Genomic DNA, 21,945 nt, shown 5'->3' on the forward strand with positions numbered 1-21,945 from the left:
CGATCCCGGCGTGTCGCGCCGAGGATCACATCGACGATCGTGGCTGTGACGGCCGCACAGGCAGGGAGCTGTGAACGCGGACCAAGGGGCAACACGGACGAGCCGTGAGCCGATGCCCGGCGAGACGGCGGTGAACCCGGGGGCACGCCGACCGAGCATGCCCGTGGCCAAGACACCACGGCCGCCCACCGCCCGTGGCGGCCGGAGCGTCCAGCGCGTCGCGGTCGTGATCCCCGCGAAGGACGAGTCCGAGCGGATCGCGGCGACCGTCCGGTCCGCCCGGGCCATCCCGCACGTCGACCTCGTGCTCGTGGTGGACGACGGGTCCGAGGACGACACCCAGCACGTCGCGCGCGACGCCGGAGCAGTGGTCGTGCGGCACTCCCACAACCGGGGCAAGGCCGCCGCGATGGAGACGGGGGCCGCCGTCGTCGCCATGCGGGACGCCGACGGCCGGGCACCGCGGCTGCTGCTCTTCATCGACGGCGACCTGGGCGACACCGCCGTCAACACCGCCCCGCTCGTCAGCCCGGTGCGCGAGGGCGTCGCCGACCTCGCCATCGCGCTGCTGCCCACGCAGAAGGGCGCCGGCGGACGCGGCATCGTGGTCGGTGCCGCACGGCGCGCCATCCACCGGCTCACCGGCTGGAGCCCGACCCAGCCGCTGTCCGGGATGCGCTGCCTGACGCGGGACGCGTTCGAGGCCGCCACCCCGCTGGCGCACGGCTGGGGGGTCGAGACCGGGATGACGATCGACCTGCTGCGGGCGGGCTACGTCGCCGTCGAGGTGCCCTGCGACCTGCGGCACCGGCCGTCGTCGAACGACCTGGCCGGCCAGCTCCACCGTGCCGGTCAGTACCGCGACGTCATGGCGGCCGTGAGCGCACGGCAGGTGCGGCGGGTCGTCGACAGGATCGGCCGGATGGGCACCCGCACGCGCGGCTGACCGTCAGTCCGCCGGTTCGGCGTCGTCGGTGCGGAGCGCGACGAGGGCGACGAGCGGCACCGCGGCGAACAGCATGAGCGACACGACGCGGATCCCGTAGTCGTTCGCGACCGCGCCGCCGACGCCGGCGATCAGCAGCGCGACGAGGACGGGCCGCAGCAGCGGCCACGCCCGTTCGGACCGGGCGAGCCAGTCCGGACGCCACCGTCGCGGCCCCCACAGCGCCAGGACGGTCAGCACGACGACGGCGAGCGCCAGCCAGGCGTCGAACCCGCCGGACAACGACCGGTAGGCGTACCCGGCCTTGCGACCGATCGTCTCGAGGCCGGTGCCGTCGATCATCGACTGCACGAACGAGCCGAGGTGCGACCGCTCGGCGACCGGGCGCAGCCAGTCGAGGATCCCGATGCCTGCCACGAGCAGCACGCCGGCCCCACCGGCGACCAGCAGGCGTTGCCAGGTGATCCGCGCCCCGACGACGGCGAGGACGACGACGACCATGACGGGCAGCAGCACGAGCCCGCCCCCGACGTCGGCCCCGAGCGTGGGCAGCACGGTCACCGCGAGCGCCACCGCGCCCACCACGGAGGCGACCACACCGCCTGCCGCCCGGCCGAGGCGGCGGGCGAGCACGGTCCCCAGACCGGCGGAACAGACGACCGCGGCCACCGCGTAGACGGAGTACGTCGGGTTGCCGAACCCGTAGAACCGCCCGCCGAGCGTCGGTGCGGCGCCCAGGGGGCTCCCGCGGTGCAGCGGTGTGCCGAGCAGCGCGTCCAGCGTCAGCACGGCGAACGTGACGGTGGCCAGCACGGTGGGGCCGACCCACACCGGTCGGCGCGGGCAGAGTGCGGCGACGAGCGCGACGAGCGCCGTGCTGGCGCCGAGGGACAGCCACAGCCCTGGCGTGATGTTCTCGCCGCGCCACCAGCCCCAGGTGGTCATGAGGAACGTCGCGGCGGGCACGGAGGCGAGGGCGAGGAGCGCGACGTCCAGCGTGCGCGACCAGGCGCGTGCGGCGCGAGGTGCCTGGCGGCGCAGACGGGGGAGCCAGAGGACCACCAGGGCGAGCGCCACGAGGGCGAGGATCGCCGGGATGCCGGTGATCGTGCCGGTGGTGGTGCGCAGCTCGTGGTCCCGGGCGGTGAGGGAGTCGAGCTCGCGGACGGTCGCGGTGGTGGTGCTGGGGCGGTCGTCGGCGAGGGTGAGGGGCGCGCCGGAGAAGTCGGCGGGCCGGGTCAGGTCGTAGGCGTCGACCAGCGTGACGGGCACGTCCAGCAGCCGCACCACGCCGAGCCAGCGGGTCGACGAGGTCGTCAGGTAGGCGGGCGCGGTGTCGGTGTCGGTCTGCACCACGCCGACGCCCAGCGACGGCCGCCCGGGTGCCGGGTTGCCGACGTCGAGCACCATGACGGTGGTCTCGTCGGGCACGACGGCGAGCACGCGCCGCACGTTCGCGTCGACGGTCCGCAGCGCGGCGGCCCGCTCGTCGCCCCCGGAGGTGGCGTCGTCCGGCACGGGACGGGACGCGCTGCCGGTCCCGCTGGGGTGGTACGGCGCGGAACCGGCGTCGACCATCGTCACGGGGCAGGCGAACGCTTCCTCGGGGTCGGCGAGCGCCGCCTCGAGGGTGCGGTACCGCTCGACGGTCCCGTCGGTGCCGGCCAGGGCGAGCGCCGCGCCGGGTTCGACGGCGGTGGCGCAGGTGCCGCCGTCGGCCAGCATCTCGCCGAGCACGCCGAGCCGGGGCAGGAACTCGGACCGGGACTGCAGGTCGGCCAGGTCCTGCCAGCCCTCGACCTGCGCGGAGCCGTCGGCGGCGGGTGCACGGCCGCCGGCGACCTCCCACGGGGCGCACGTCCACACGCCGTCGACCGCCTCGCCGGTGACGGGGCTGCGCCCGGAGCTCAGGCCGAGCCATCCCGCAGCGGTGCAGTCGCCCGAGGCCCCGGTCACGGCGGCCGTGACACCGGTGGCGCTCGCGCCGTCGCGCAGGAGGCCCCACAGCGTGGGCGTCGACGACGGCTCGACGTCCTGCCAGCGCAGGCCCTCGGTGCCGATGATGACGACGGGTTCTTCGTCGAGCACCTGCACCCCGGGCCCGGCCACGTCCCCGGCGCCCGCCAGGCCACGGGCGGGCACGGCCGCCGCGCCGAGCAGCAGCGCCACGAGGAGGCCGGCGGTCACACCGACGGCGACCGCGGGGGTGCGGGCCAGCAGCGGGCCGGGTCGGGGTGCTCCCGGGCCGTCCGGAGGCGCGGCCGTCGTGGCGAGGGCGTCGGCGTGCTCGAGCGGCCCGACGACCAGGAGCGGTGCGGACGCGAGCAGCACGTACACCGCCACCACGATCCCGGAGTCGTTCAGGACGGTGCCGACGACGGCGACGGTCACCAGGGCGAGGACGGCGCGACGCAGCAGGGGGTCGGCCCGGTAGGCGGCGGCCACGCCGCCCAGCCGCGCCCGCTCGGGATCGAGCACGGCCCAGCCGACGACGGCGCACACGACGACGGCGAACGCCCCGGCAGGGTTCGCGACGGTCGCCCACGCTCCGGCCGCCTTGCCGGCGAGCACGTCGAACGCGTCGCCGTCGAGCACGGACTGGACGAACCCGCCGAGGTGGGTGCCCGGGCCGGGCAGCGCCCAGTCGACGACGGAGACGAGGGCGACGGCCGCGACCGTGGCACCCCCGACCACGAGGACGCGTCGCCAGGTCAGCTGCCACCCGGCGACGCCTGCCACGAGCACGGCGAACGCCGGCAGGAGGGCGAGGATGCCGCCGAGGTCGGCGCCGAACGGGGGCAGGCCGTCGACGGCGGTGGTCACCAGGCCGACGGCGGCGACCAGCAGGACGCGGGTGCGGCGGCGCACCCCGGCGTCGCGCAGCAGGGCGGCCAGCCCGGCCGCGAGGACCAGGCCGGCGACGGAGTAGACGGCGAACACCGAGTTCGAGAAGCCGTAGAACCGGGCGCCCAGCGACGGGGCGGGGCCGAGCAGCGAGCCCTGCTGCAACGTGGTGCCGGTCAGACCGTCCACGGTCAGGACGAGCCAGGTGACCGCGGCGAGTGCGGTCGGCAGACGCCAGGGGCCGGGCCGGGCGAGGCGGCGCAGTGCCCAGGCCACGAGGGTGACGGTCAGGGCGACCGCGCTGACGGCCGCCGCGAGCAGCGTCACCGGGTTGGTCCCCACCCACCAGCGGGTCAGGGTGGCCAGCGTCGCGGCCACCGGCAGGGAGACCGCGACGGCCAGGACGGCGATCGCCAGGCGGCGGGGCACCGTGCCTGGCGCGCGCGTCGTGCTCGCGGTGCGGCGGCGCGCGACCAGCAGCCCCGCCACGACGAGGACGTCGGCGAGCGCCAGGATGCCGACGAGCACGGGCGTCATGAGCGGCAGCGCCTCGGTGAGCACGCCGAGGTACTGCCGGTTCTCGACCGTCCGGCTCACCGACAGCCGCCGGTCGTCGCCCCGTTCCAGGGGCGAGCCGGTGAACGCGGCGGCCTCCTGCGCGGAGGCGTCGCCGTCGCCGTCGTCCCCGGGGTCGGTCTCGGCGGGCGGTGCGGTGCCGCTCGCCGTGATGGCGTCGGCGAGCGTGGCCGCGAGGTCGGCGCTGACCACGACGCCGGGCCACCGGGCCGAGGTGGAGCTCAGCCAGGTGGCGGTCCCGCCCGGAGCGGTCCAGTCCACCACCACCTGGAGGTCGGCCGGGCCGTTCGGGGTGTCGGAGACACCGGCGACGACGAGCCGGCCGCCGCCGGGCAGCAGGGTGCTCAGCGAGCCGATCGTGTCGTCGAGCACGCTGAGCGCCTCGGCGCGCTCCGTCGCGGCGTCGGGGAGCTCCTCCAGGTCGACGACGGTGACCGGGCAGGCGGCGACGTCGTCCGGCGTGAGGTCCCCGGCACCGGTGACGTACCGCGGGACGTCACCCGTGCTGTCCGCGAGGGCGACCGCCCCGCCCGGGCCTGCCGCCGTCGTGCACACCCCCGCCGCCGCGGCGAGGTCGCCGAGCGCGCCAGGGTCCGCCGTCGCGCCCGTGGTGTCCTGGTCGACCAGGCTGTTCCAGCCGGGCACCGTGACGGGTGCCGGCTCGGCCGCCGCGGGGAGCAGGGGCGGGTCCGAGCAGCCGACGGCGGCGGCCGGGTCGCCGACCGTGGCGAGACCGTCCTCGTCCTCCTCGTCGGTCCCGGACTCCGGCAGCGCGTCCTCGTCCACCGCGGCGGAGACACGGCTGCCCGCCGACATCGAGAGCCAGGCGTCGAGCGGGCAGGTGGGCGTCAGCGTGCGCACGGACACCGAGGCGACCGATCCGCCGCCCACGAGCCGCCACAGGTTCGGGGTGCGTGCGGCGTCCACGTCCGACCACTGCAGGCCTGCCACGCCCGCCAGGACGAGCGGCGTCTGGGTCGGCCGGTCGACGTCGTCGGCGTGCGCCGTCGCGGGCAGCAGGCTCAGGACGAGCGCGGCCAGCAGAGCGGCGACGACGGTGAGGGGACGGACCAGGGGACGCACCCCGTCAGCCTATGCGGGCGCCCGGACCACCAGCGCTCCCGGCTCCACCCACGACTCCATGCAGCTGGCCCGGCCGAGCACGTCGCCGTCGACCTGCGCCTGCTCCCCGCCCTCGACGTCGATGCGGATGTGGCGTGCGCGCACGTGGTCGATGCGGCCGATCTTGAGCTTCGCCTCGTTCTGCACGCCCATGCCCTGCGCGACCACCTCGCCGAAGAGCTGCGCCCACCCGGCCAGACCGCCGCGGGTGTCGATCGCGGCGACGTCGAGGACGCCGTCGTCCATCACCGCGTCGGGCAGCAGCGTGATGCCGCCGGGCAGCCGGCCGGTGTTGCCGACCAGGACGCTGCGCAGCCGGGCGGACACGGGCGTCTCGTCGTCGATGGTGATCTGCGCCCGCATCCGGCGCCCGTGCAGGTGCCGTGCACCGGCGAGGAAGTACGCGACCCAGCCCATCCGTGCCTTGAGCTGGTCGTCCGCGTCCGCCACCATCGCGGCGTCGAAGCCGAGCCCGGCGATGACGAGGAAGATGTGCGCGACCTGCTCGTCGCCGGGCCCCTCGGGCGCCACCTCCTCGGAGGCGACGGCCTCGGGCTCGACGTCGCCCGGAGCCGGGCCGTCGTCGGGCACGGGCGTGATGCGCGCGCGGCCGACGTCGATGCGGCGGTCCCGGCCCCCGATGACGATCGCCATCGCCTCGCCCACGTCGGCCAGCGGGATGTCGAGGTTGCGGGCCAGCAGGTTGCCCGTGCCCGCCGGGATGATCCCCATGGGGGTGTCGGAACCGGAGAGCCCTTCGGCGACCGCCCGCACCGTGCCGTCGCCGCCGGCGGCGACCACCACGTCCACGCCCTCGGCCAGCGCGGCGCGCGCCTGTCCGGTGCCGGGGTCGTCGACGGTGGTGTCGTAGAAGAGCGGCGCGGGCAGCGCGGCCTCCGCGCAGACCCGCCGCGCCGTGTCCACGATCCGGTCGGTGTTCTCCTTCGAGGGGTTGACGACGACGGCGATCTGCGGCCGCGCGCGGGGGGCGCCGGGCTGCGCCTGCGCCGTCGGGCGACCAGCGGCGCGCTGCCGGACGCGACGCATCCCCACCAGCGCTGTGGTGAGCGCGGCGACGCCGATGACGAGGGCGACGATCCCGACGGTGAGCTCCCAAGGCATGAGGGCAACATAGGACGAACCAGGGCCCGAGCGCGCGAGGTGGCGCGCGTGGCCGACCGTTAGGCTGGCGGGCGTGATCGACATCCGACTCCTGCGCGACAATCCCGACGCCGTCCGCGCGAGCCAGCAGGCCCGCGGCGCGGACCTCTCCCTGGTCGACGCGGCGCTGGCCGCCGACGACCGGCGCCGATCCTCCCTGGCGCAGTTCGAGTCGCTGCGCGCCGAGCAGAAGTCGATGGGCAAGCGGGTGGCGCAGGCCACCGGCGAGGAGAAGGCAGCGCTGATCGGGCGCAGCAAGGAGCTCGCCGGGCAGGTCAAGGAGCACCAGGGCGCGGCGAACGCGGCCGAGGCGGAGCTCGACGAGCTGCTCTACCGGATCCCCAACCTGGTCGACGGCGCTCCGGCGGGCGGCGAGGAGAACTTCGTCACGCTCAAGACCGTCGGCACGCCGCGCGACTTCGCCGCGGAGGGTTTCACGCCCCGCGACCACCTGGACCTCGGCGAGAGCCTCGGCGCCATCGACACCGCCCGCGGTGCGAAGGTCTCCGGCTCGCGCTTCTACTTCCTGACCGGTGTCGGCGCGCGCCTCGAGCTCGCGATCCTCAACGCGGCGATGGACCGGGCCCTGGCGGCCGGCTTCACGCCGATGATCACCCCGACGCTCGTCACACCGGACACGATGCGCGGCACCGGGTTCCTCGGGGAGCACGCCGACGAGATCTACCGGCTCGAGCGCGACGACCTCTACCTGGTCGGCACCTCGGAGGTGGCGCTCGCGGGCTACCATGGCGACGAGATCCTCGACCTGTCGGACGGCCCCCGGCGCTACGCCGGGTGGAGCGCCTGCTACCGGCGCGAGGCCGGCTCCCACGGCAAGGACGTGCGCGGCATCATCCGTGTCCACCAGTTCCACAAGGTGGAGATGTTCAGCTACTGCCCGGTCGACGACGCCGCGGCCGAGCACCAGCGCCTGCTCGCCTGGGAGGAGGCGATGCTCGCGGCGGTCGAGCTGCCGTACCGGGTGATCGACACGGCGGCGGGCGACCTGGGCTCGAGCGCGGCGCGCAAGTTCGACTGCGAGGCGTGGCTGCCCACCCAGGAGCGGTTCCTCGAGCTCACCTCCACGTCGAACTGCACCACGTTCCAGGCCCGTCGGATGAACGTGCGCGAGCGGACCGAGGGCGGCACCCGGACCGTCGCGACGCTCAACGGCACGCTCGGCACCACGCGGTGGATCGTGGCGATCCTGGAGAACCACCAGCAGGCGGACGGCTCGGTGCGGGTCCCTGAGGGCCTGCGCCCCTATCTGGGCGGGCTCGAGGTCCTCGAGCCGGTGCGCTGAGATGGCGACGACCCCCGCGCCGGACCGGATGCTCGTGGCGCTCGACATCGACGGCACGCTGCTGTCCTACGACGGCGAGATGGCCCCCGCGGTGCACGACGCCGTCACGGCGGTCCACGCGGCAGGCCACGAGGTGGTGCTCGCCTCGGGGCGCGCCCTGATCTCGATGCTGCCGATCGCGGCGCACCTGGGCATCGACACGGGCTGGATGGTGTGCTCCAACGGTGCGGTGACGGTGCGCCTGGACCCGGAGCTGCCGGAGGGCTGGGTCGCGGAGGACGTCGTCACGTTCGACCCGGAGCCGGCGCTGAGCCTGCTGCGGGACCAGCTCCCGGACGCCCGCTACGCCGTCGAGGACCTCGGTGTCGGCTTCCGCATGACCGACCGCTTCCCCGAGGGTGAGCTGGAGGGGGAGCACGTCGTGGTCCCCCTCGAGGACCTCTGGTCGAGCGAGGTCACGCGTGTCATCGTGCGCAGCCCCGAGTCGACGTCCGAGCGGTTCCACGAGCTGGTGGAGCACCTCGGTCTGGACGACGTCACGTACGCCGTGGGTTGGAGCGCCTGGATGGACCTGGCGCCCCTGGGCGTGTCCAAGGCGACCGCGCTCGAGCAGGTGCGGCGGCGCACGCACGTCCAGCCGCACCGCACGGTCGCGATGGGCGACGGGCGCAACGACCTGGAGATGCTGCGGTGGGCGGCGCGGGGCGTCGCCATGGGCCACGCGGACGAGGTCGTGAAGGCGGCGGCGGACGAGGTCACCGGGCCGGTCCACGAGGACGGCGCGGCGCAGCTCCTGAAGACCCTGCTCTGAGCCCTCCGGAGCTGCCCGCCCGCCCGCCCGGCGGCGTCCGTCAGTCGCGCGCGGTGAGGACGACGGGGCCGTCCTGCGTGATCGCGATGGTGTGCTCGCTGTGGGCACCGCGCGAACCGTCGACCGAGCGCAGCGTCCAGCCGTCGTCGTCCGTGTAGATCTCGTCGGTGGTCTCGAGGAACCAGGGCTCGATGGCGATGACCAGGCCAGGCCGCAGGGGGAACCCGCGGCCGGCGCGACCGTCGTTGGGCACGTGCGGGTCGCCGTGCATCGTGCGGCCCACGCCGTGCCCGCCGAAGTCGGTGTTGATCCGGTACCCGGCCTCGCGTGCGACCTGCGCGATGGCGGCCGAGATGTCGCCGATCTTCTTCCCGGGCAGGGCGGCGGCGATGCCCGCGTCGAGCGCGACCTCAGTGGTGCGGATGAGCTTGGCGTCCGCCGTCGCGCGCTCGTCCGACGACGGCTCGCCGACGACGAACGACAGGGCGGAGTCGGAGACCCAGCCGTCGACGGCGACGGCGAAGTCGATGCTCAGCAGGTCTCCGTCGCGCAGGAAGTAGTCGTGGGGGAGACCATGGAGCACGGCGTCGTTCACCGACGTGCAGATGACCTTGCCGAACGGGCTCGCGCCGAAGGAGGGGTGGTAGTCGATGTAGCACGACTCGGCGCCGCGCTCCTTGATGCGGCGGTGCGCGAGCTCGTCGAGCTCGAGCAGGTTGACGCCCGGCCGCGCGGCCTCGCGGACCGCCTGCAGGGTCTCCGCGACGAAGCGACCCGCGGGGCGCATCTCCTCGATCTCCCGCGGCGTCCTCAGCTCGATCATGTGGTGGTCCTTCCGGTCTGGTCCGTCGGTGCTCGTGACATCCGACGCCAAGGGTGTCACGACCGGGGGCGGGGTCGGATCGTCACCGCATCGTAACCGGGACGTGCCGCCGTCTCGGTTGCAGGACCTGCAAACTTGCGGTCAACTTTACAAAGGGGTCGGGAGTGCCGAAGCCGGGACAAAACGACCCACGCAGTCCGACGGCGGACCATGCCGGCGGCACCACACGACGCAGTGGAGGGTTGGACATGACCACAAGGACGACGGCAGCACGACGCCGTGGCCTGGCAGCGGTCGCGGGGGGTGCGAGCCTTGCGCTCCTCCTGGCCGCGTGCAGCGATCCCGACGGTGAGGGCGGCGTCGCGGAGGAGACGGCGGACGGCGGTGCGGCGACCGAGTCGTCGATCGACTGCGCCGCCTACGACGAGTTCGGCGACCTCGAGGGCACCTCGGTGAGCGTGTACACCTCGATCGTCGAGCCCGAGCAGCAGACGCAGGAGGACTCCTACGACGCGTTCGAGGAGTGCACCGGCGTCACCGTCGAGTACGAGGGCTCCCGCGAGTTCGAGGCGCAGCTCCTCGTCCGCGTCCAGGCCGGCAACGCGCCCGACATCGCGTACCTGCCGCAGCCCGGCCTGCTGAACACCATCGTCAGCGACTACCCCGACGCCATCCTCCCGGCGCCGGACGCCACCGTGGCGAACGTCGACGAGTTCTTCTCCGAGACCTGGAAGGAGTACGGCACCGTCGACGGCACGTTCTACGCGGCCCCGCTCGGCGCCAACGCCAAGTCCTTCGTCTGGTACTCGCCGACCATGTTCTCCGAGGCCGGGTACGAGGTCCCGCAGACGTGGACCGAGATGATGGACCTCACCGAGACCATCGCCGGCGAGCAGGAGGCCCTGCCGTGGTGCGCCGGCGTGGAGTCCGGCGACGCGACCGGCTGGCCGGGCACCGACTGGATCGAGGACGTCGTGCTCCGCACGGCCGGCCCCGACGTCTACGAGCAGTGGTACAACCACGAGATCCCGTTCAACGACCCGCAGATCGTCGAGGCGTGGGAGGCCACGGGCGAGATCCTCAAGAACCCGGACTACGTCAACGCGGGCCTGGGCGGCGTCGACTCGATCGCCACCACCGCGTGGACGGACGCCGGCTTCCCGATCCTCGACGGCAACTGCTGGATGCACCGCGCCGCGAACTTCTACCAGACGCAGTGGCCGTCCGGCACCGAGGTGAGCGAGAGCGGCGACGTGTTCGCCTTCTACCTGCCGACCGACCAGACCGACGTCAAGCCGGTCCTCGGCGGCGGCGAGTTCGTCGCGGCCTTCGACGACCGTCCGGAGGTCCAGGCCTTCCAGACGTACCTGGCCAGCGCGGACTGGGCCAACGAGAAGGCCCTGGCCACGCCCGAGGGCGGCTGGGTCAGCGCGAACACCGGTCTCGACCCGGCGAACCTGCAGACGGAGTTCGACCAGCTCGCGGCCGAGGTCCTCTCCGACGAGGCCGCCGTGGTGGCCTTCGACGCCTCCGACCTCATGCCCGGAGACGTCGGTGCCGGGACGTTCTGGACCGGCATCGTCGACTGGCTGACCGGCGCGTCCACGCAGGACGTCGTCGACCGCATCGAGAACAGCTGGCCGGAGTGACGGCGAGCGGACCGGGCCCGTCGGCGGTGACGCCGGCGGGCCCGGTCCGCCGTACGTGAGGAGGAAGGAACTGGTGTGGACTGGTTGCTGACACCCGGGACCCCGGGTGAGAAGTTCGCCGTCATGGCTGTGGCCATCGTGCTCTTCGTCGCGGTGATGAGCCTGGTGCTCTTCGCCGTCGACCGGCCGAAGCGCGTCCCCACGTGGGTGGTCGCGCTCGGGTTCGTCGGGCTACCGCTCGGTTTTCTGGCCTACGGACTGCTGCGCCCGGCCGGGATCACGCTCTGGAACTCGTTCTTCAACCGCAACAGCACGGAGTTCGTGGGGGTCGACAACTACGTGCGTGCCTTCACCGAGCCGCAGTTCCAGAAGGTGCTGCTGGTCACCGCGGCGTGGGTGATCCTGGCGCCGCTGCTCAGCACCGTCATCGGCCTCGTCTACGCCGTGCTGGTCGACCGCACGCGCTTCGAGAAGTTCGCCAAGGCGTTGGTGTTCGTCCCGATGGCGATCTCGATGGTCGGCGCCTCGATCATCTGGGGCTTCGTCTACGAGTTCCGTCCCGACCAGGGCGAGATCCAGCAGATCGGCCTGCTGAACCAGATCCTCGTGTGGCTGGGGATGCCACCGCAGCAGTTCCTCATCGGCCAGCCGTGGAACACCGGGTTCCTCATCGTCGTGATGATCTGGATCCAGACCGGTTTCGCCATGACGGTGCTGTCCGCGGCGATCAAGGCCATTCCGGACGACATCACCGAGGCGGCCCGGCTGGACGGTCTGCACGGGGCGCAAATGTTCCGCTACATCACCGTGCCGAGCATCCGGCCCGCGCTCGTCGTGGTGCTGACCACCATCGCCATGGCGACGCTCAAGGCGTTCGACATCGTCCGCACCATGACCGGTGGCCAGTTCGGCACCCAGGTCGTGGCGAACGAGTTCTACACGCAGGCGTTCCGGCAGAACAACCAGGGCCTCGCCGCGGCGCTGGCTGTGGTGCTGTTCGTCCTGGTGATCCCGATCATCGCGTACAACGTGCGTCAGATGCGGATGGCGGAGGAGATCCGATGACCAGCACCCCGACACCGCTCCCGTCGCACGCCGTCGGCGAGGAGACCGCGCCGGAGAAGCCACGCAAGATGTCACGCGCCGAGAAGCGCGCGATCGCGGTCAAGGGGCGGCTCAGCTCGCCCTGGGCCTCGGGCATCGCGATCCTCATCGCGATCCTGTGGACCGTCCCCTCGATCGGTCTGCTCGTCACGTCGTTCCGCCCGGAGACGGTGATCCGCAACAGCGGATGGTGGACCGTCTTCGGAGACCTCTTCAGCGGCGAGGCCGAGTTCACGGTCGACAACTACAACGAGGCGCTGTACGGCAACAGCTCCGACCTGGCGACGTTCTTCGTCAATTCGTTCGTGATCACGATCCCGGCCGTGGTCATCCCGATCACGCTGGCGCTGCTGGCGGCGTACGCGTTCGCGTGGATCCCGTTCCGCGGCCGCAACTTTCTGTTCGTCGCCGTGTTCTCGCTGCAGGTGGTGCCGCTCCAGGTGGCGCTCGTGCCGCTGCTCAGCGACTACGTGCAGTGGGGCATCAACGGCTCGTTCTGGACCGTGTGGTTCTCCCACTCGATCTTCGCGCTGCCGCTGGCGATCTTCCTGCTGCACAACTTCATGAAGGACATCCCGCCCTCGCTCGTCGAGGCGGCCCGGGTCGACGGCGCGGGGCACGTGAAGATCTTCTTCCGGGTGCTCTTCCCGCTGCTCGTGCCGGCGATCGCCTCGTTCGGGATCTTCCAGTTCCTATGGGTCTGGAACGACCTGCTCGTCGGCCTGACTTTCGCGGCCCGCCCGTTCCAGCCGATGACGGTGGCGGTCGCCGAGCTGGCCGGCTCCCGCGGCGGGGACTGGCACCTGCTCACGGCGGGCGCGTTCATCTCGATGATCGTGCCGCTGGTCGTGTTCGTCGCGCTGCAGCGGTACTTCGTGCGAGGGATGCTCGCGGGGGCGGTCAAGGGCTGAGCCCACGTCTGGGTGTGCGGGAGCGAGCCCCGCGACGTCGCGTTCACGCGCCCCAGGGGGGCGCTCCACTTCGGGGAGTGACGACGTCGCGGGGCTCCTGCGTTCTCGCTCAGACCTGGGCCGGAGCGACGGCCTTGGGGTCCGGGCCGAACTGGTTCGGGCCGCGGGTGCCCTCGAGAAGCATGAGGACGAGGATGATGATCCCGCCGACGCCCGGGATGAGGCCGAGGAAGATGAACGGGCCGGGCTTGTCCTGGTCGTGCAGCCGGCGCACGACCACCGCGAGGTTCGGGAGCAGGAAGGCGAGGCCGACGAGGGCGAACAGCGCCGTGCCACCGAAGTACGAGCCGCCGATCTCGCCGGTCTGCAGGTCGATGCCGGCAGCCATCATCGGGCCCGCGATGAAGCTCACGACGACGTAGACGATGACCTGGAACAGCGCCCAGAACCAGTACTCGGAGCGGCGGGCGCGGCCGGAGAAGGTGGCGTACTTGCTGAAGACGGTCTTGACGGCGGTGCCGAAGCTCATAGCTATCCCTTGTGCGTGGTCCGGTCGCCACGGGCGCGACGACCGCAGGCGAACATAGCGACACGATCACCCGGCGTCCAGGTTCTCGTCGCGTTTCCTCCACATCCCTCGCCATGTGGACGTCCGTCCGACGCCCGGGCGTACGCTCCCCAGGTGTCCGACGCCACCGCGCCCGTCCCGCCCGGCCCGCCGCCGTCACCGGCCCGCGGTCCGCTGGACCGGGTGCCGGCCCCGGCGATCTTCGTCGTCTCGGGGCTGACGCTGTACCTCGGCGCCGCCGTCGCCGTCGGGCTGTTCGACTCGCTGGGCGCGCCCACGGTGAGCTGGTGGCGCATCGTCCTCGCCGCCGTCGTGCTGCTCGCCTGGCGCCGTCCCTGGCGCCGCCGGTGGACCCGGCACGACGTCGTGGCGGCCGGGCTGTTCGGCACCGCCCTTGCGGCGATGAACATCGTCTTCTACGTGGGCATCGACCACCTTCCGCTCGGCGTCGCCGTCGCGATCGAGTTCACCGGTCCCGTCGCGGTCGCGGCGGTCACGGGTCGGGGCTGGCGCGAGCGCGGGGCGATCGTCGTCGCCGCCGCGGGCGTCGTCCTGCTCGCGGGCGTGACGCTGGAGGGCGACCTGCCGCGCTCCGACGTCGTCGTCGGCCTCGTGGCGGTGCTCGCGGCGGCCGCGTGCTGGGCCGGGTACATCGTCCTGGGCAAGCGGGTCGCCGGGGGCGGGGCCGGGATCGACGGGCTCGCGGTCGGCATGCTCGTGGGCGCGCTGGTGTTCGCCCCGTTCTTCGGCTCCTCGGTACCGGCCGTCGTGCCCGATCTCGCGCTGCTCGGCTTCCTGCTCGTGGTCGCGGTGTGCTCCTCCGTCGTGCCGTACGTGCTCGACCAGGTGGTGCTGCGCCGCGTGGGCACGGCCACCTTCTCGGTGCTGCTCGCGATGCTCCCGGCGACGGCGACGGTGATCGGCGCCGTCGTCCTGCGGCAGATCCCCTCGTGGCCGGAGATCGCCGGCCTGGCCCTCGTCTCCGGCGCGATCGTCATGACGGCGGCCGGCCGGGAGTAGGGCGTCAGGGGACGAGCAGCACCTTGCCGAAGACCTCGCCCGAGTCGAGCAGGGCGTGCGCGGCCTCGGCCTCGTCCAGCGGCAGACGGGCGTGCACCACGGGCCGCACCCGGCCGTCCGCGACCATCGGCCAGACGTGCTCGCCGACGGCCGAGACCACCTCCGCCTTCTCCTCCACGCTGCGCGAGCGCAGCGTCGTGCCGGTCACCGTCGCGCGCCTTGCCATCAGCCGGGCGAGGTCGAGCTCGCCAGTCCGCCCCTGCTGCAGCCCGATGACGACGAGCCGCCCGCCCGGGGCGAGGAGGCGCACGTTGTCGCCGAGCGCCCCACCCCCGAGCACGTCCAGCACGACGTCGGCCCCCCGGCCGTCCGTCGCCTCGCGGACCGCGGCCACGACGTCCTCGGAGCGGTGGTCGACGACGGCGCTCGCGCCGAGCTCGCGGCAGCGGGCGGTGCGCTCGGGGCCGCCCGCGGTGGCGACGACCCGGGCACCCAGCGCGGCGCCGAGCTGGACTGCGACGCTGCCGACGCCACCGGACCCGCCGTGCACCAGCAGCGTCTCCCCGCTGCGCAGACGGCCGCTGTCCACCAGGTTGGTCCAGGCCGTGCAGACCGCCTCCGGGAGTGCGGCGGCGTCGAGCAGATCGACGCCGTCGGGCACCGGCAGAGTCTGCGCCGCGGGGACGACGACCTGCTCGGCGTAGCCGCCGCCGGCGAGGAGCGCGACCACCTCGTCGCCGACACGCCGGGACGACACGCCCGGTCCGAGCCGGCGGACGGTACCCGATATCTCGAGACCTGGCCACTCGGGAGAACCGGGTGGTGGCGGGTAGACTCCGGCGCGTTGTAGCAGGTCAGCACGGTTGACGCCACTGGAAGCGACGTCGATCAGTACCTCCCCGGTGTCCGGTTCGGGTAGGTTGATGTCAGTTGTGGCGAGTTTCCCTGCAGGGGGTTCGCCCGATATCGTGACGGCTCGCACACGGAGGAAGGCTACTCGCGCGCGGCGTCGAGTGACCAGAGCAGCCCCCTCAGGTGCATGAACACCGGAGACAGCGGAGGCGGGACGCCTTTCGACGCTCCGAACGATCAGTGATGGAGAGAGGTCCCCATGCTCCGCAGGTTGGGCGTTCGCGGGAAGATCCTTGCGACACTCGCCGTGCCGATCTTCGTCCTACTTCTGGCCGCCACGTACATCTCGTGGGGCGCGCTGCAGGACATGATCCAGTCCAACCAGTCGTCGGGCCTGGTGGACAGCCTCGAGCTGCAGGACCGGGCGGGCACCGCGATGGCGGCGGAGCGGGCGCTGTCCGTCGCCGCGCTGAACGACGTCGAGGGCGCGATGGACCAGCTCGTCGAGGCGCAGGAGCAGACGGACGAGGCGATCGACGCGCGCAACGAGGCGCTGGCCGCGCTCGACACCGACATGCTGAGCACCAACGTGCGCGACGCCATCAACGCGACGCTCGAGGACCGCCGGGCCGTCGACGACCTGCAGACCGACGTCATCGCCGGGCAGATCACCGCTGCGTCCGCGACCGCCCAGTACGGCGAGATCATCGAACGGGCGCTGGACATCCCCCGGTCGCTCTCCGCAGCCTCGACCGACTCGGCACTCGCCGAGCGTCTGAACGCCTACGTGGGGATGGACCAGGCGATGCTGGCGAACACCTACGAGCGGCCGATCGTGGCGCTCGGTCTCGCCGACGCGGCACGTGCCGAGGCGACCGACGGCGATCGCAACGGCGACCTCATGAACCAGATGGTGACCGCGCTGAACACCACGGACGACCTGCGGGCGGCGGCGCAGGACCGCGTCGACCGCCTGGGCCTGGGGATCGAGCTCCCCGGCTACTCCGACGAGCTGGACGGCCTGCGGTTCCAGCTGCAGTTCCTCGACTTCTCGAACATCAACCAGCGCAACGCCGCGACCTGGTCCGAGCTCTCCCAGGCCTGGGTCGACGAGATGCAGCCGGTGCGCGACGAGGTCCGCGACGCGACGGTGACCCACGCGAAGAGCGTGTCGTCGAACGCCCGCAACCAGGCGATCGGTACGCTCGTCGCCACCTTCGGCATCGTGCTGCTGTCGCTGGTCATCGCGCTGGTCATCGCCCGACGCATCGTGTCCCCGCTGCGCCGCCTGACCGTCGCCACGGCGGACGTGCGTGAGCGCCTCCCGCAGATGGTCGAGCAGATGGCGGTCCCGGGTCAGTCGCCCGACGTCGACCTGGTGCAGATCCCGGTCGAGTCCGACGACGAGATCGGCCGCCTGGCGCACGCGTTCAACCAGGTCAACGAGACCACGATGGACGTCGCCCGGGAACAGGCGGCGCTCCGTGGCTCGATCGCGGAGATGTTCGTCAACGTCGCCCGGCGTGACCAGGTGCTGCTCAACCGCCAGCTCGCCTTCCTCGACGAGCTCGAGCGCTCGGAGGAGGACGCGAGCACACTGTCCAACCTCTTCCGGCTCGACCACCTCGCCACCCGGATGCGCCGGAACGCCGAGTCGCTGCTGGTCCTCGCCGGCATCGACTCCGGCCGTCGTGTCCGTCACCCGATGCCCGTCTCCGACGTCATCCGGACGGCGTCGTCCGAGATCGAGCTCTACGACCGCGTGCGGCTCAGCCTGCACACCGACCCGCAGATGCTCGGCCACAACGCGTTGAACGCGGCTCACCTGATCGCCGAGCTGCTCGAGAACGCGACCATGTTCTCGGAGCCGCACACCCCCGTGGAGGTCTCTACGGCGCGAGACGAGCGCGGTGTCGTCGTGACGGTCCGCGACCACGGCCTCGGCATGTCTGCCGAGGAGATCGCCGACGCCAACCACAAGGTCGCCTCGACCACCGCGTCCGACGCGGTCGGCGCCCAGCGCCTCGGCCTCTTCGTGGTCGGCCGCCTCGCCGTGCGCCTGCGGGCCACCGTCGAGTTCAGCGCCGGTCAGGGTGGCAAGGGCACGACGGTGACCATCGCGTTCCCGCACGAGCTCTTCCTGTCCGACGACGCGGTTCCCCTGCCGCAGCCGACGGACCCGCTCGAGACGGCGACGCAGCACGCGGTGGCGCAGGCCGGCCCGGAGCAGGCGAGGACCGGCCTGACCGAAGCGGTCCCGCAGACCGTCCCCGCCGACCCGCGGGCGGCGTCGAGCCCGGCCGCCCCGGCGTACGCACCGGAGGGTCAGTACCCGGACGATGCCACCGTCGACCGCCGCTCGGCGCCGGCGATGCCGATGCCCGCCGCCCGGCTCCAGCCGGCCGACCAGCGGCAGCCCGCGCAGTCTTCGTTCGGGATGGCGCAGCCGGAGCCGCCGACGGCCCAGCCCGTCGACCTCGACGCCCTGACGGACGGCACCACCGCCACCGGCATGCCGCGCCGTCGTCGTGGTGACGAGGGCCCGCCGACCGAGTCGATCGTGCTGCCCCCGCTCGCCACGCCCCACATGGACGAGGCCGCCTCGCAGCAGGCCGAGGACGCTTCCTGGTCGCCGCCGCGCGAGGTGTCGACGTCGGGCAGCTCGTTGCCGAGCCGCCAGCGCCCTGCCGGGGGCGTGAACGAGCCGAACGTCCACTCGGGCGCGATGCCGCTCCTTCCGCAGGACGAGCCGGCCCCGGCGCCGATCGAGCCGGAGCAGCGCACCGGCCTCTTCTCGAGCTTCCGGTCGATGGAGCGCCTGGAGGAGACCTCCGGTGACGGCACCCTCCAGCTCGACGCCGTGACGGACGACCCTGCCGACGTGCCCGTGGCGTTCAGCCCGGTCGCGGAGAGCCCGGCGTCGGTCCAGTCGCCGCCCGTCGCGCCGCCGGCGCGGTCGGCGCCCGCACCGGTCGCGGCAGTTCCCGCGCCGGAGCGCCCGCGCGACGAGCCGGCGGCCTCCGAGGACTCCGGCTTCACCACCCTGCCGGCGTTCGAGGACCTGATGTCCGACCTGCCGAGCCGGCGTAGCGAGACGGCGTCCGCCCAGGGCTCGCGCAAGCGTGGCCTCTTCGGCCGCAAGCCCGCCGTCGAGGAGGCTGCCGCTGCGGCGGCGAGCTCGGTCACGAACGGTTCCTCGGTTGAGCCCGTCGGCTCCGCTCGGGGCGTCGATCCGCTGACGGCACCGACGCTCGCCGTCAGCGAGGACTCCGCGGGCTCCGCGCCGGAGCGCCCGCTGCAGCAGGCGCCGGGGGCAGACGGCGGGTGGTCGGGTGCCGCGGCACCGCGTGCCACCGAGCCGGAGCCGTTCGCTCCAGAGCGTCCCGCCGCGGCACCGGTGGCCTACCAGCCGCCGATCGTCGAGGACGTCCCGTTCCCCGCGCCTCGCCCGGTCGAACCGGCACCGTCCGAGGATCCCGCACCCCCTGCTGCCGCGCCCGCCTTCGCGGCGTCGCCGGACGACGGCCGCCCGGCGGCCAGGTCCTACGGCGAGTCCGTGCTGCCGCTGCGTTCCACCGGGGACGCCAGGGCTGACGCGCTCGACCCCCACTACGTGCCCGACACCGTCGAGGCGCGGTCCGAGTGGATGGCCTCGGCCGTCCTGTACGAGGAGATGTCCACGCTCATGCAGCGCGGCGTCTTCCAGGAAGAGAACGTGACGACCAGCAACGAGGAGCAGACGTACCGGCCCACCGCGGTGGCACCGGAGGCCACGAACGGCCTGACCCGCCGGAGCAGGAACGCTGGGCAGCCCGTGTCAGCGGACCGCTTCTCAGCCCGTATCGAACGTGATCCGGAGCAGCTGCGCGCGCGGCTGTCGGCCTTCCAGTCGGCAACCGCTCGCGGACGTTCCGAGGCAACCGGGTGACGAGGCCTCGACGGATGACCCCTTGACCGTGAATGATGTCCCTGGATCGTCTCCGCAGCAGCGGTGACCTGCGCACTCAGCGCACCTGACGAGGAGGAAGCGTGACCCTCAGTACTGAAGCGACCAACTTCGGGTGGCTTCTCGACAACTTCGTCCGGACCGTCCCGGGCAGCCGCCACACCCTGGTGGTCTCTGCGGACGGTCTCCTCATGGCGATGTCGGACCATCTCGATCGCACCAGCGGCGACCAGCTCGCTGCGATCGTGTCGGGGATGTCGAGCCTGACCCGTGGCGCCTCGCGCCAGCTCAGTGGTGGCAACGTCCGGCAGGCCATCATCGAGATGGACAACGGCTACCTCTTCCTGATGAACGTCTCGAACGGTTCGGTCCTCGCGGTCGTGGCCGAGGCGAACTGCGACATCGGCCTCATCGGTTACGAGATGGCCCTGCTGGTGTCGCGCACCGAGGCCACGCTCACGCCGCAGCTCATCTCCGAGATGCGGGGCAGTCTTCCCGTCGACGGCACGACGCGCTCAGCGCAGGTTGGATGAGATAGAGGATGTCGCACGCACCGTTCGGTTCCCTGGGCACGCACTCCGCAGACGGCTACGAGGCTTCCACGGTGCGTCCCTACGCGGTCACGGGTGGCCGCGTCCGGTCCTCCATGTCCGACCTGCCGCTCGAGGCGCTGGTCGAGGTCATGCCAGGAGCGGTCAGCAGCTTCGGGCTCACCCCCGAGAAGCGCGCGATCCTGCAGCACGCGGCGCACACGTACGTGTCGATCGCCGAGCTCTCGGCCCTCCTGAAGCTCCCCCTGGGGGTCGTCCGCATCCTCGTGGCGGACATGCAGGAGGAGGGCCACATCACTGTGCACACGTCGGCTCCGGTGAATGTCCACACGGGCCACGGCAGCAACCACTCGGGGCTTTCCCTGAGCGTCTTGGAGAGTGTTCTCAATGGCATTTCCACCCTCTGACAGCGCGGCGCCCGGGGGTTCCGGCAGTCGGGCCCCCAGCTGGGCGCCGGTCTCGTCACCGGCGGGCGGGCTGAACGCCCCTGCCGCCGGTGCGCCGTCACCCTTCGGCGCAGCACGGACCAGCTCACCGGTGCGTCAGAGCGTGCTCGGTGGATCGACGCGCGCCGAGGCGGGTGCACCCCAGGAGAAGCAGCAGATGTCCAACGCCCCGCAGGCCCCCACGCAGTCGGCACCCGAGCAGCAGGCGAGCGCCGCCTCGAACGTCGCCGCTTCTCAGGGGACGGTGAGCCCGCAGGCCGCATCGGCCGGTCAGGCTGCGCAGCAGCACTCGGTGCAGCAGCAGTCCGTCCAGAAGTCCGCTCCCGCGGCAGCGGCGTCGCCCTCCACGGATGCCGGGGCAGCGCCGACCGTCACGAAGATCGTCGTCGCCGGCGGGTTCGCCGTCGGCAAGACGACCTTCATCGGCTCCATCTCGGACGTCGAGCCGCTCAACACCGAGGCTGCGATGACGGAGCACTCGGTGGGCGTCGACGACGCGGGCGGGGTGACGGACCGCAAGACGACCACGACGGTAGCCATGGACTTCGGCCGTGTGTCGCTGCCCGGGAACCTCTGGTTGTACCTGTTCGGCACGCCTGGCCAGGACCGCTTCCTGTTCATGTGGGACGACCTGGTGCGTGGCGCGATCGGTGCCGTCGTGCTGGTGGACACCGACCGGCTCGAGCAGTGCTTCCCGGCGATCGACTACTTCGAGCAGCGGGGCATCCCGTTCGTGGTCGGGGTCAACTGCTTCGACGGTGTGGCCAAGCACCGCCTCGAGGACGTCCGTGAGGCGCTACAGATCCCGGCGCACGTGCCGATGCTCTACACGGACGCGCGCTCCCGGGCGGCCACCAAGCAGACGCTGATCTCTCTCGTCCAGCTCGCCATGCGGCAGCTGCGGTCGGGCGGCGCTCCGGGCTGATCGCTGCACGTCTCCGATGCGGCCGGTCGGTGGGCACCCGCCCACGGGCCGGCCGTCGTCGCACGCGTGCCCGCCCCGTTAGACTGCGGGGCCTGGGAGGGCTGACAGAGCGGCCGAATGTGACGGTCTTGAAAACCGTTGTGCGGCAACCCCGCACCGGGGGTTCGAATCCCCCGCCCTCCGCTGAGATCATCGCTGGTAGGGGCCGCGTCACCGGCCCGGGGACTCGCTGCCCGCCCGGGCTTTTGCTCCGCGGCCCTCGAGACGGGTAGTCTGGGCGCCGCAGCACAGGCTGATGCCTGGCCGCTGAGGAGACGTCGCATAGTCTGGTCTAGTGCGCCACCCTGCTAAGGTGGTAACGGGGCAACCCGTTCGCGGGTTCAAATC

At 72.6% G+C, this 21,945-nt stretch carries 16 protein-coding genes and 1 tRNA gene; 12 read left to right on the forward strand and 5 right to left on the reverse strand.

The features are described 5' to 3' along the window. The first annotated feature begins 157 nt into the window (after window positions 1-157). Entirely contained in the window at window positions 158-946 is a 789-nt protein-coding gene (locus ACWAT2_RS13970; protein WP_402376759.1) for a glycosyltransferase family 2 protein, read from the forward strand. 3 nt (window positions 947-949) lie between these two features. Here ACWAT2_RS13970 and ACWAT2_RS13975 read toward each other — a convergent pair whose 3' ends face one another. Together ACWAT2_RS13975 and ACWAT2_RS13980 are read right to left on the reverse strand one after the other, a co-directional pair. Further along, entirely contained in the window at window positions 950-5,449 is a 4,500-nt protein-coding gene (locus tag ACWAT2_RS13975) for a hypothetical protein (RefSeq protein WP_402376420.1), read from the reverse strand. 9 nt (window positions 5,450-5,458) lie between these two features. Continuing rightward, entirely contained in the window at window positions 5,459-6,610 is a 1,152-nt protein-coding gene (locus tag ACWAT2_RS13980; protein ID WP_402376417.1) for a diacylglycerol/lipid kinase family protein, read from the reverse strand. Between the two features lie 73 nt (window positions 6,611-6,683). Here ACWAT2_RS13980 and serS point away from each other — a divergent pair, with 73 nt between their 5' ends. Both serS and ACWAT2_RS13990 read left to right on the forward strand, forming a co-directional pair. Then, the gene (gene serS / locus ACWAT2_RS13985; RefSeq protein WP_402376415.1) at window positions 6,684-7,952 is read left to right on the forward strand and encodes a serine--tRNA ligase; all 1,269 of its coding nucleotides are present in this window, start codon (window positions 6,684-6,686) and stop codon (window positions 7,950-7,952) included. A gap of 1 nt (window position 7,953) precedes the next feature. Continuing rightward, a complete protein-coding gene (locus tag ACWAT2_RS13990) occupies window positions 7,954-8,763 on the forward strand; it encodes an HAD family hydrolase (protein ID WP_402376412.1) in 810 nt (269 codons plus the stop codon). 40 nt (window positions 8,764-8,803) lie between these two features. Here the strand turns inward: ACWAT2_RS13990 and map are convergent, their stop codons facing one another. After that, the gene (map, locus tag ACWAT2_RS13995; RefSeq protein WP_402376409.1) at window positions 8,804-9,586 is read right to left on the reverse strand and encodes a type I methionyl aminopeptidase; all 783 of its coding nucleotides are present in this window, start codon (window positions 9,584-9,586) and stop codon (window positions 8,804-8,806) included. A gap of 248 nt (window positions 9,587-9,834) precedes the next feature. Between map and ACWAT2_RS14000 the strand changes: the two genes are divergently transcribed. From ACWAT2_RS14000 to ACWAT2_RS14010, 3 genes are all read left to right on the forward strand, one after another. Further along, the gene (locus ACWAT2_RS14000; RefSeq protein ID WP_402376406.1) at window positions 9,835-11,235 is read left to right on the forward strand and encodes an ABC transporter substrate-binding protein; all 1,401 of its coding nucleotides are present in this window, start codon (window positions 9,835-9,837) and stop codon (window positions 11,233-11,235) included. 75 nt (window positions 11,236-11,310) lie between these two features. Beyond that, complete coding sequence (locus ACWAT2_RS14005) at window positions 11,311-12,300, forward strand: carbohydrate ABC transporter permease (protein ID WP_402376404.1); 990 nt, start codon at window positions 11,311-11,313, stop codon at window positions 12,298-12,300. Further along, on the forward strand, window positions 12,297-13,250 hold the full coding sequence (locus ACWAT2_RS14010) for a carbohydrate ABC transporter permease (RefSeq protein ID WP_402376402.1): 954 nt from the start codon (window positions 12,297-12,299) through the stop codon (window positions 13,248-13,250). The genes ACWAT2_RS14005 and ACWAT2_RS14010 overlap by 4 nt, the downstream gene beginning before the upstream one ends. Window positions 13,251-13,359: 109 nt before the next feature. Here the strand turns inward: ACWAT2_RS14010 and ACWAT2_RS14015 are convergent, their stop codons facing one another. Then, on the reverse strand, window positions 13,360-13,779 hold the full coding sequence (locus tag ACWAT2_RS14015; protein WP_402376399.1) for a DUF805 domain-containing protein: 420 nt from the start codon (window positions 13,777-13,779) through the stop codon (window positions 13,360-13,362). Window positions 13,780-14,001: 222 nt separating this feature from the next. Between ACWAT2_RS14015 and ACWAT2_RS14020 the strand changes: the two genes are divergently transcribed. After that, window positions 14,002-14,838 carry an EamA family transporter gene (locus ACWAT2_RS14020; protein WP_402376758.1) on the forward strand — a complete coding sequence of 279 codons (837 nt, stop codon included), beginning with the start codon at window positions 14,002-14,004 and terminating at the stop codon, window positions 14,836-14,838. Between the two features lie 4 nt (window positions 14,839-14,842). On the opposite strand, the gene ACWAT2_RS14025 is transcribed toward ACWAT2_RS14020, so the two are convergent. Then, the gene (locus tag ACWAT2_RS14025) at window positions 14,843-15,820 is read right to left on the reverse strand and encodes an NAD(P)H-quinone oxidoreductase (RefSeq protein WP_402376397.1); all 978 of its coding nucleotides are present in this window, start codon (window positions 15,818-15,820) and stop codon (window positions 14,843-14,845) included. A gap of 129 nt (window positions 15,821-15,949) precedes the next feature. On the opposite strand from ACWAT2_RS14025, the gene ACWAT2_RS14030 reads away from it, so the two are divergent. The 5 genes from ACWAT2_RS14030 (at window position 15,950) to ACWAT2_RS14050 (ending at window position 21,741) form a co-directional block, all read left to right on the forward strand. Then, the gene (locus ACWAT2_RS14030; RefSeq protein ID WP_402376395.1) at window positions 15,950-19,618 is read left to right on the forward strand and encodes a sensor histidine kinase; all 3,669 of its coding nucleotides are present in this window, start codon (window positions 15,950-15,952) and stop codon (window positions 19,616-19,618) included. Between the two features lie 101 nt (window positions 19,619-19,719). Then, a complete protein-coding gene (locus tag ACWAT2_RS14035; protein WP_106265244.1) occupies window positions 19,720-20,169 on the forward strand; it encodes a roadblock/LC7 domain-containing protein in 450 nt (149 codons plus the stop codon). Between the two features lie 8 nt (window positions 20,170-20,177). Further along, window positions 20,178-20,594 carry a DUF742 domain-containing protein gene (locus ACWAT2_RS14040; protein ID WP_402376392.1) on the forward strand — a complete coding sequence of 139 codons (417 nt, stop codon included), beginning with the start codon at window positions 20,178-20,180 and terminating at the stop codon, window positions 20,592-20,594. A gap of 418 nt (window positions 20,595-21,012) precedes the next feature. After that, the gene (locus tag ACWAT2_RS14045) at window positions 21,013-21,558 is read left to right on the forward strand and encodes a GTP-binding protein (RefSeq protein ID WP_402376755.1); all 546 of its coding nucleotides are present in this window, start codon (window positions 21,013-21,015) and stop codon (window positions 21,556-21,558) included. A gap of 95 nt (window positions 21,559-21,653) precedes the next feature. Then, a tRNA-Ser gene (locus tag ACWAT2_RS14050) sits at window positions 21,654-21,741 on the forward strand. Window positions 21,742-21,945 lie beyond the last annotated feature (204 nt).

It is taken from the genome of Isoptericola sp. GX10416 (genome assembly GCF_056590155.1).